This is a genomic window from Amycolatopsis nivea (assembly GCF_004522235.1).
Lineage (GTDB): Bacteria > Actinomycetota > Actinomycetes > Mycobacteriales > Pseudonocardiaceae > Amycolatopsis > Amycolatopsis nivea.
Window position 1 is genome coordinate 383,372 of the sequence record NZ_SDLT01000002.1, and the last position, 9,651, is coordinate 393,022.

The following is a 9,651-nucleotide window of genomic DNA, read 5'->3' on the forward strand; positions in this document are numbered from 1 at the left end:
TCAGCGAGGACGGACCTGGATCTCGGTGAAGTGGGCTTCTGGGGTGGCGGTCACCGCGGTGAGCACGGCCGTCGCCACGGAGTCCGGGCGCAGGTACTTGTCGGCTTCGTACTCGCCGCCTTCCTGGGCGCGGGCCTCGCGTTGCATGTCGGTGTCGGTGCGCCCGGGGAACACCGACGTCACGCGCAGGTCCGGCTCTTCCGCGCGGAGTGAGTCGGTGAAGGCCCGGACGGCGAATTTGCTTGCCGCGTAAGGACCCCAGCCGGGGCGGGCGGTGTAACCCGCGCCGGAGTTGATCACCACGACGTGGCCGTTCGCGTTGCGGAGGGCGGGCAGCAGCAGACGGGTCAGCTCGGCGACCGCGATGACGTTGACCTCCAGGTTCGTGCGCCACACCGAGGACGGCGCGTCGGCGACCGTGCCGATCTTGCCGACGCCCGCGGAGTGGACCAGCACGTCGAGGCGGTCGATCTTGCTGGCCGCGGCTTCCAGGGAAGCGGCGTCGGTGAGGTCGACCGGCCATGGCTCGGCACCGGGCAGTTCCTCGGCCACTTTCGCGAGTGCGTCGGTGTCGCGGCCGCCGAGGAGAAGACGGTGCGTCGGGGAGAGCTGATGCGCGATAGCCGCGCCGATGCCCCGCGAGGCACCGGTGATCAGGGCGAGCGGAAGGTCGGTCATACCGGCCACGGTAGGCGTCCGCCGCTGATTCGCCAGCCCGGGGAGTCGGCGATCACTTCGCCGGAGCGCAGGAGACCGCGGCCCACGGATCGCGCGGGTAGCGGATCTCCGTTCGGTCCCACGAGCCGGTGAAATTGTCGATAAACCGACTCCAGGTGAGCGGTTCGCGGGTGGAGGCCAGGATGTTCTGCACGTCGGGGCAGCGCAGCGCGACACGGGCGGCGTCGATTTCGGCGGGCTGGAACATCCGGATCTCGCCGTCGGTGGCGTAGTCGCCGTATCCGGCTTCGGCGATTTCCCAGGCCGCGACCAGCCACTTCGAGTGCCCAGGACGGCCATTGGGGATCGACGACGAGTGCGCGGCCAGGTCGCTGGCCAGGCCGTAGCCGTCGTGGATGCGCACGTCCAGCGACACGATGTTGCTGATCGCGCCCATGCTGTCGGCCGCCATGGTCACGTACGGCCGGGTGGTCGGGAAGCGGAACCACTGCTTCACGTCGCCGTAGCTGTAGACGAGCACGGCTGGCTGCTTCGTCGCCTGCACCGCGTCGACGGCGTGGCGGATGATGTCCTGGCCGAGGTAGTCCGTCGCCAGCACCGGATGTTCGTGTCCAGTCGCCCAGGCCCAGTAGCCGCGTTCGTCAGTGACGCTCACCGCTTGGTGGGTGCCTTCGTACGGCACGCGCAGCCAGCCGCCCGCGACTACCGACCACGCGGCGACCCCGGCGACGAACGCGATGGTCTTCCGGGTCAGCGGGATCGCCATGACCGGAAGCAGCAGCACGAACAACGCGGGCAGCAACATCCGGCCGTGCATGAAATCTCCGCCGACGCGCACGACGTACAGCGCGAGCAACAGCGCGGCGACCAACGGAGTCAGCAACAGGATCCGCGACCGGCGCACCAGTACCGCGGCGATCACCAGCAGCAGCAACGGAATCCACAGCACGTACGGGCTGATCAGGTCAGCCAGATACGCGAAGCCGCGTGGCCAGTCGCTGTTGGCCGCTTCCTTCGCGAGCGCGGTGTTCGGCGTGAGCAGACCGTAGTAGCCCATCCGAAACACCTGGTACGCCACCGGAATCGCGATTCCCGCGCCGAGCCAGCCCAGTGCGGCAAGCCATCGCGGGCGGAGCAGGAGCACCAAGGCGACGAAGCCGACCATGCTGAACAACGCCAGGTCCGGCCGGACGAGCGGGCCGAGTCCGAGCACGATCGCGGTGGCGACCGGCGTTTTGCCGCGCACCAGCAGCCACCAGCTCAGTCCGAGCCACAGCAACACCAGGCCGGTTTCCAGCCCGGAAGTCGCGAAATCGCGGAACGGCGGGAGCGCGCACACGATCAGCGCACCGGCGGGAGCCACCGGTCCGGCGTAGAGCCGACGGGCGCCGTCCAGGCCGAAGAACAGGCCGCCGACGGCGCACAGCAGGCCGGTGATCACCGCGATCCATTCGAGCGGCGGTCCGGGAATCGTGCCGATTCCGGCGAGCAGCCAGGTCCACAACGGACTCGTGCTCGCCTCGACGCGCTCGCCGACATTGAACACCGGACCGTTCCCGGCGAGGATCTGCCGGACGGTGCGGAGCACGAGCAGCCCGTCGTCGCTCATCCACCGGCGCTGCCAGGCGAGCACCGTGTACAGCACGAGAACCGCCCCGGCGGCGGCCCACGTCCAGGTCATCGGGCGGCGGTACCACGGGAGCGGGTCGGCGGGCAGGCCGGCGGCCGCGGTCATGATTGGTCCAGACCTCCCCGAGACGTGACGTGCAGCCACAGTCTCGCATCCGCCGGGAAGCGACGCCGCGCGGTCGCCGTCAGCGGTCGGCCGAGGCGGAGGCGGTCGGCATCGGCGGTCCGCTCGGCGCGGGCGGGACGGTCGGCGCCGGCGGGGCGAGGCCGATGTCCAGGTCCATCCGCTCGCGCTCCTTGCCGCCGAGGGTGAACGGCGACGTGCAGCCGGTCGCCGGGTCGACGGCCGAGTCCAGACCCGGTGCGCCCGCGCCGCGCTGGGTGACGGTGAGCCCGTCCGGCAGCTTCGAGATGTCGAAGCACACCTGGTAGGTGCCGTCCTTGCGCTGATCGAACAGGTAACTGCCGTCGGCGTTCGTGCGCGCGGTGGCGACGGTGCCGCCCGCGCCGTCCTTGAGCGTGACCGGCAGCTCCGGGAAGCCGGGTTCGTCGTCGTCCTGCGTGCCGTTGCGGTTCAGGTCTTTCCACGCGCGGTCGCCGATCTTGCCGACCGCGGGCTGCGGCGTGACGGTGACCGTCGCGGTGGCCTTCTGCTCGGCGAGCGGGCCGCCCGGACCGGTGCCGGTGACCTTCGCAGTGTTCACGTGCCCGTTGTCGTCCTCGGTGAGGTTCGGGTGGTCACAGGTGAGTTCCCGCGACGCGTTGGCGGCGAGGTCGAACGCGCCGGGGAGACCGGAGCACCACGGGTCCTTCACGAGCAATCCGGTGAGCGGCTGGGACCCGGTGTTGGAGACGGAAATGCGGAAGTGCGCGGCGTCGCCGGCCGGGATGGCAGCCGACGGGCCCCACGTTCCGTCCGCCGGATTCCGCACCTCCATCTTCACCGCGAACGCGGCGAGGGCCACGTGCACGCAGTCCCACAGCACCCAGTTGTGGTTGGTGCTGGCGAAAAACGAGACCGCCGCGGTGTCGTCCGGTGCGGTGAACGGCGGCAGCTGCTGTTGCGCGAGCCTGCCGTCAGACGCGACGTCGTGCGTCACCGCGAGCGGTTTCTCCGCCAGTACGCGCCCAGTGCGGTCCGCGAAGCGCAGCCCGGTGGTCGCGCTCGCGCGCGAGCCGAGGCCGGATTGCGCCGTCCCCGCCCACACCGACAGCGAGTATTGCCCGCCAGGCACCGCTTTCACCTGCTGGGCAGCCGAGCTGACCCGGCCGTCCGGCGTCTGGATCTGGGCGTTGACGTGCCCGTCGACCGCGTGCGCGGTGCTGGTGACGAGCTTCGGCACCCGGTCCGGCGGGGTGCTGCGCGGAACCGGCGCGGCGGGGCTGAACAGGTACCCGCTCGGCGCTCCGCCGGGCGAACCGGCGTCCTCCACGCTCGGGTTGGCCGCGATGCCGCCGCACTCCGGAGCCCCCTCGGCGGGAGCCGACCCGGGAGTGACGACGGCGAGCGCGCCGACCAGCATCGCAGTGCCCGCCGCCGCGCCCGCCGTGCGTCCGATCGCGACTTTCCTTGCCCGCCTCACGCGGTGAAGCTAGACCCAGCAAGCCCGATCGGCGGTAAGAAACACCCCAAAGTGTTACCGGTGCCCGATCCGGCCCGGCAATCCGAAGGCGCCCTTCTTCCAGACCGAAACGATCGCGGGCCGCGGCTGGGAGCTTCCGCCGTCCGGCCAGTGCGAGGTCGGGTTCGCCGAACTCGGCGCGTCCTCGCCGGGGTGCTGCACCGCGACGAGCACGAGGTTCTCGGTGACGACCGGACCGCACGTCTCGGCGCCGACCGGCACGGACAGGAACTGCTTCACGTGCCCGCGCTCCGGTCCGGCCACCGGGACCGAGAAGAGGCCGTCGTTCGCGCCGAGGGTGTTGCCGTCGGTCGAGATCCACAGGTTGCCGTGCGGGTCGAAGGCCACGTTGTCCGGGCACGAGATCGGGCTGACCTGGTCCTTCGGGAAACCGCCGAAGTAGGTGTCGGCCGTGGCCGGGTCGCCGCAGACCAGCAGCAGCCGCCAGGAGAACCGGGTCGCGGCCGAGTCGCCGCGGTCCTCGTCCCATTCGAGAACGTGCCCGTTTTTGTTGCGGGTGCGCGGGTTCGCCTCGTCCGGACCCGCCTTGCCCGCCGCGCCGCGGTCGGAGTTGTTGGTGAGCGCGGCGTAGATCCGGCCGTTGACCGGGTTCGGCTCGATGTCCTCCGGACGGTCCATTTTGGTCGCCCCGGCGCGGTCGGCGGCCTGGCGGGTGAACACGTAGACCTCCTCCGCGGTGAATCCGTCCACAAAGGACTTGTCGCCGCTGGCAAGGGGGATCCACTCGCCGGTGCCGTCGAACTCGCCGTCGGCGGGCAGCTTGCCGGAACCGTCGATCTCGCCGGGGCTGTCGCCGGAGAACTTCGCGACGTACAGGGTTCCGTCGTCCAGCAGCGCCGAGTTGTGCCGCCGGGCGAGCGCGGAATGCCCCTTCTTGTACTTGCCCTTCGAGACGAACTTGTAGATGTACTCGAACCGCTCGTCGTCGCCGGAGTACACCGCGACCCGGCCGTCCGCGGTGATCTTGACGTTCGCCGCCTCGTGCTTGAACCGGCCGAGCGCGGTGTGCTTGACCGGCGTGGAATGCGGGTCGTTCGGGTCGATTTCCACGACCCAGCCGAACCGGTTGGGCTCGTTGGGCTCGCGCGAAACGTCCCAGCGCTGGTCGAAGCGCTCCCACTTGCGCGTGCTCTCGCCGGTGCCGATCGCGTACCGCTTGAGCCGCGCGGCCTGCGCCGGGTCGGACACCTTGTCCGCGTGCGCGAAGTACTGGTGGAAGTTCTCCTCGCCGGACAGCACGGTGCCCCACGGCGTGACGCCGCCGGAGCAGTTGTTCTGCGTGCCGCGCACGCGCTTGCCGGACGGGTCGGCCGACGTCTTGAGGTACTTCGAACCGGCCGCCGGACCGCGCACCTCGAAAATCGTGTCGAGCGTGATCCGCCGGTTGAGCGGGCTCGGAACGGTGCGCAGCGCGCCGCCGATCGGGTCGCGCAGGGTCTGCAGCACCGACAGTCCGTGCGCCGCCCAGGCGATCTTCACCTGCTCCTCGGTGGGGTTGGCCGGGTCGTACTGATCGGCCGGGAAGAGGTGCACCTCGGTGGTGTACTCGTGGTTGACCACCAGCAGATTGCGCAGGCCGAGCGGGTCCTGCGGGATCAGGCCGACGAAGTCGTTGTTGTAGCCGAACTGCTTGGCCTGCGCGGCCGCGGTCTGCTTGCGGAAATCGAACTTCGGCGCGCCGGGGACCACCGCGTCGCCCCAGCGGATCACCACGTGCTGGGCGTACCCGTCGGGGATGCTGACGGCGTCGAGTTTGTTCGGCGGCACCGGCGTGAAGTCGGTGCCGGGCACGGTGCGGCCCTTCGCCAGCGGCGCCGGGGCCTGGGCCGGCGTGGCCGCGGCGGCGGTGCCGGACAGCGCGGCGAACCCGCCCGCGGCCGCGGCCATCACCGCGCCCGCCTTGAACACGCCGCGCCGCGAGACGCCCTTGGCGATGTCGCCGAAGTATTCGTTGCCGGTCGGGTTCGGGGCCTCGTGCGCGCACGCGTTGCCGCAGCGGTATTCGCAGGTGATCGGTGACCGGCCGCCGGAATGCGCGGTGAACAAGGGCAGCAGTCGTCCGGGCTCCAGGGACACGGGGCCTCCAGGGTCGCTTCTCGGTGGGAACCCGGCGACCGTATGCGGCGAAAACCCCCTGAATCAGACCAAAAGGTTAACGGCGGATGTATTCGCGCAAAGACGGCGATCGCCCCCGAACAGACAGTCCGGGGGCGATCGCCGAGTGTCGCGAAACGGCTCAGAACTCCTCGTCGCCGACGAGCGCGGCCTCCTTCGGCACGGTGTGCGGGTCGGCCTTCTTCTCGCGCTGCGAAAGCAGCACGGCGGCGATCACGCAGAGCACGGCGGCGACCAGGAACGGACCCTGCTCCCAGCCCATCCACTCGGCGACGTGCCCGACGAGCGTCGCCGCGATCGCGCCGCCGAACCAGCGGCAGAAGTTGTACCCGGCGCTCGCGACCGGCCGCGGCGCGTCGCTGATCGACATCGCGGTCCCGGTGAAGAGCGTGTTCAGCAGCCCGGAAACCAGCCCGGACACGATGATCCCGACGACCACCACCGGCTTGCTCGGGATGGCGAGCACCAGCATCAGCACCGTGTACCCGGTCACCGCCAGCGCGGCCGCGTGCCGTTCGCCGAAGCGGGCGGCCATCTTCGGCGCGAGCACCACGCCGGCGATCGCCACGCACAGGCCCCAGCCGCAGAAGATCAGGCCGACCGCGATCGCGTTCCAGCCGAGCACGAACGGGGACCAGGCGAGCACCGCGAAGAAGGCGGCGGTGTAGAGCGCCGAGGCGATCGACGTCCGCAGCAGACCGGGGTGCTTGAGCGCGCGGATCGGGTCGAGCAGCTTGATCGGTTCGCGTTTCTCGTGCGAGTCGCTCTTCAGGAAGATCGAGCACAGCACCAGCGCGGCGATCATCAGCACGGCGGTGCCGAGGAACGGACCGCGCCACGAGATCGTGCCCAGCAGCGCGCCGAGCAGCGGGCCGACGGCGAGACCGACGCCGAGCGCGGCCTCGTAAAGCAGGATCGCGCCGGATTGGCCGCCGGTCGCCGCGCCGACGATCACCGACAGGGCGGTGGCGATGAAGAAGGCGTTGCCCAGCCCCCACACCGCGCGCAGGCCGACGAGCTGTTCGATCGAACCCGCCGCGGCGCACAGCGCGGTCGCGGCGACGATCAGGGTCAGCCCGACCAGCACGGTCCGCTTGGCCCCGAACCGGGCGGACATCGCGCCGGTGAAGAGCATCGCGATCACCTGCACGCCGAGATACGACGTGAACAGCAGCGTGACCTGGGACGGCGAAGCGTTCAGCCCCTTGGCGATGGACAGCAGGATCGGGTCGACGAGGCCGATGCCCATGAACGCGATGACCGCGGCGAACGCGGTGATCCACACCTGTTTGGGCTGGCCCTTGACCGCGTCCAGCAGGCTCGAGTGGTGCTCAGCGTTCATCGCGGATCAGTTCCTCCTTCAGACATAACAGCGAGTTCCGCGGCGGGGTCGTCACGGTGGAAGTCGGCGATCAGCTTGGTGAGCGCGGGGAGCGCGGCGTCGATGGCGGCGCGCTCGTCCGGGTCGAGCCGGTCGAGCCGCGCCCGCAGCTCCGCCTCCCGGCCCGCGATCATCTCGGCGTAGAACCGCTCGCCTTCCGGGGTGGCTTCCACGAGCACGGCGCGCCCGTCGTCGGGATCGGGACGGCGGGTCACCATGCCGAGCCGTTCGAGCCTGCGCACGACGTCGGTCATCGACGGCATCCGCACGCGCTCGAGGCTCGAGAGCCTGCTCATCCGGCTCGGTCCCCGGCCGACCAGCTCCGACAGCACCGACCCCTGGGTCAGGGTCAGCAGCTGCGCGGATTCGCGGCGCACCAGGTAGTACAGCCGGAACACCACCGGCCGCAGCCGGTGCGCCAGATCGCCCATCGAGGAAGTCACTTAGCTAGGCTAACAAAAAGTAGTTAGGGTAGCGAAGTAATTCGGCTCACAAGGTGGTCCAGTCCAGGACCCCTAGGCTGGACCAGTGGATGCGGTGATCTTCGACCTCGACGGCGTACTGGTGGACTCCGAGACGACGTGGGACGAGGTGCGCCGCGCGGTAGTCGCCGAGCACGGCGGGACCTGGCGGCCCGAGGCGACCCGCGCCCAGCAGGGGATGAGCACGCCGGAATGGGCGAACTACCTGGTGGAAACCCTGGGCGCGCGGCTCACCCCGGACGAGATCGCGCGCACCGTGATCGACGAGATGGCCGCCCGCTACGCCGACCGGCCGCCGGTGATCGACGGCGCGGACCAGGTCGTCCGCGAAATCTCCCGGCACTGGCCGGTCGCGATCGCCAGCTCGTCGCCGCCGGTGCTGATCCACTCGTTCCTGACCGCGTGCGACCTGACGTCGCTGGTCCCGGTCGCGGTGTCGAGCGAGGAAGTGGCCGCGGGCAAGCCGGCGCCGGACGTCTACCTGCGCGCGGCGATGCTGCTGAACGTCGAAGCGTCCCGCTGCGCCGCGGTCGAGGACTCGACCAACGGCCTGCGCGCGGCGTTCGCGGCGGACATGAAGGTGTTCGCGGTGCCGAACCCGCATTTCCCGCCGGACCCGGAGGCACTGCGGGACGCCACAGTCCTGCCGAATCTGGCCGCGCTGCCCGCCGCGCTCCGTGGGTGACGCAGCCCACAGCGGCAAATAACCCCAAATCGGTCGCAGCCGGTATCCGCCCGGTCGCGCAGTGCCATCCTGAACGCCTGCCAACAAGATCGGCACAAGGGGTGGAAATGGCTGCACCGGACCAGGATTGGGACATCGTCAGCAGCGTCGGACTGACCGCGCTCGGGGTCGCGGCGGGCCGGGCGATCGCGACGGTGTCCCCGGATCCGCTGATCGAAGACCCGTATGCGGCGGAGTTCGTCCGCGCCGCGAACCCGCCGCGGCCGATGCCGGTCGAACCGGTCGACGACGCGCTCTGGATGGCGATGGCCGCTTACCTGGCGGTGCGGTCCCGGTTCTTCGACGAGGTGGTCACCGGCACGGACGCACCGCAGGTCGTGATCCTCGCGGCCGGGCTCGACGCCCGCGCCTACCGGCTGGACCTGTCCGGCCGCGACGTCTTCGAGGTGGACCAGCCGCGGGTGCTCGCGTTCAAACAGGACGTCCTGGACGGACTCGGCGCGACCCCGCGCTGCCGCCGGCACGCGATCGGAGCCGACCTGCGCGAGGACTGGCCCGCTGCCTTGGAAAACGCCGGATTCGACCGCGGCCGCCCGGCAGTGTGGATCGCCGAGGGATTGCTGCCGTACCTGCCCCCGCGGGCGGAGGAGCTGCTGTTCGACCTCGTGCACGCCCGCAGCGCGCCGGGCAGCCGGATCGGCATCGAGCACATCCCCGACCTCGGCAGCACCGACATCCTCGACACCATCCGGTCGTCGGACGCGGGAGCGCGGCTGGGCCTCGACGTGAACGACGTGCTTTCGACCGAACCGCGCCGCAACCCGGTCGAATGGCTCGTCCGGCAAGGCTGGCAGACGACCGTCGACCGCGCGGGCGATCTCGCCGCCAGTTACGGCAAGCACCTGCCCGACCCGCTCGGCGACGCCATGACCAAAACCGAACTGGTCACCGCCGACCTGCCCTAAACGCCGAGAAGGACTCCCTGCAGGCATTCCCGCAAGGAGTCCTAATGGGTTGTGTTCGGGCGGGTTTGGCAGG

Annotated in this window: 8 protein-coding genes; 2 read left to right on the forward strand and 6 right to left on the reverse strand. The window is 70.4% G+C overall.

From position 1 onward, the window contains the following. The 6 genes from EIZ44_RS03995 to EIZ44_RS04020 all read right to left on the reverse strand — a co-directional run bounded on the left by EIZ44_RS03995 (nt 1) and on the right by EIZ44_RS04020 (nt 7,889). Complete coding sequence (locus tag EIZ44_RS03995) at nt 1-678, reverse strand: SDR family oxidoreductase (RefSeq protein WP_037809047.1); 678 nt, start codon at nt 676-678, stop codon at nt 1-3. A gap of 52 nt (nt 679-730) precedes the next feature. Continuing rightward, nucleotides 731-2,413, reverse strand: a complete 1,683-nt coding sequence (locus tag EIZ44_RS04000) for an arabinofuranosyltransferase AftB family protein (protein ID WP_134727748.1) — start codon at nt 2,411-2,413, stop codon at nt 731-733. A 79-nt stretch (nt 2,414-2,492) separates the two neighbouring features. Then, nucleotides 2,493-3,890 (reverse strand): DUF7850 domain-containing protein, encoded by a 1,398-nt coding sequence (locus EIZ44_RS04005; RefSeq protein WP_051728650.1) that lies wholly within the window; start codon nt 3,888-3,890, stop codon nt 2,493-2,495. 54 nt (nt 3,891-3,944) lie between these two features. After that, complete coding sequence (locus EIZ44_RS04010) at nt 3,945-6,026, reverse strand: PhoX family protein (protein WP_167753957.1); 2,082 nt, start codon at nt 6,024-6,026, stop codon at nt 3,945-3,947. A 160-nt stretch (nt 6,027-6,186) separates the two neighbouring features. Further along, nucleotides 6,187-7,407: an MFS transporter gene (locus EIZ44_RS04015; protein WP_134727749.1), complete on the reverse strand. Its 1,221-nt coding sequence runs from the start codon at nt 7,405-7,407 to the stop codon at nt 6,187-6,189. Next, a complete protein-coding gene (locus EIZ44_RS04020) occupies nt 7,404-7,889 on the reverse strand; it encodes a MarR family winged helix-turn-helix transcriptional regulator (RefSeq protein ID WP_037809053.1) in 486 nt (161 codons plus the stop codon). The genes EIZ44_RS04015 and EIZ44_RS04020 overlap by 4 nt, the downstream gene beginning before the upstream one ends. 85 nt (nt 7,890-7,974) lie before the next feature. On the opposite strand from EIZ44_RS04020, the gene EIZ44_RS04025 reads away from it, so the two are divergent. Together EIZ44_RS04025 and EIZ44_RS04030 are read left to right on the forward strand one after the other, a co-directional pair. Continuing rightward, on the forward strand, nt 7,975-8,613 hold the full coding sequence (locus tag EIZ44_RS04025) for an HAD family hydrolase (RefSeq protein WP_134727750.1): 639 nt from the start codon (nt 7,975-7,977) through the stop codon (nt 8,611-8,613). Between the two features lie 107 nt (nt 8,614-8,720). Beyond that, entirely contained in the window at nt 8,721-9,578 is an 858-nt protein-coding gene (locus tag EIZ44_RS04030) for an SAM-dependent methyltransferase (RefSeq protein WP_134727751.1), read from the forward strand. The last annotated feature ends 73 nt before the right edge of the window (nt 9,579-9,651 follow it).

Coding starts and splice junctions, on each gene's coding strand:
- EIZ44_RS04000 (WP_134727748.1), bottom strand. CDS start 2,413: ATGACCGCGGCCGCCGGCCTGCCCGCCGACCCGCTCCCGTGGTACCGC.
- EIZ44_RS04030 (WP_134727751.1), top strand. CDS start 8,721: ATGGCTGCACCGGACCAGGATTGGGACATCGTCAGCAGCGTCGGACTG.
- EIZ44_RS03995 (WP_037809047.1), bottom strand. CDS start 678: ATGACCGACCTTCCGCTCGCCCTGATCACCGGTGCCTCGCGGGGCATC.
- EIZ44_RS04015 (WP_134727749.1), bottom strand. CDS start 7,407: ATGAACGCTGAGCACCACTCGAGCCTGCTGGACGCGGTCAAGGGCCAG.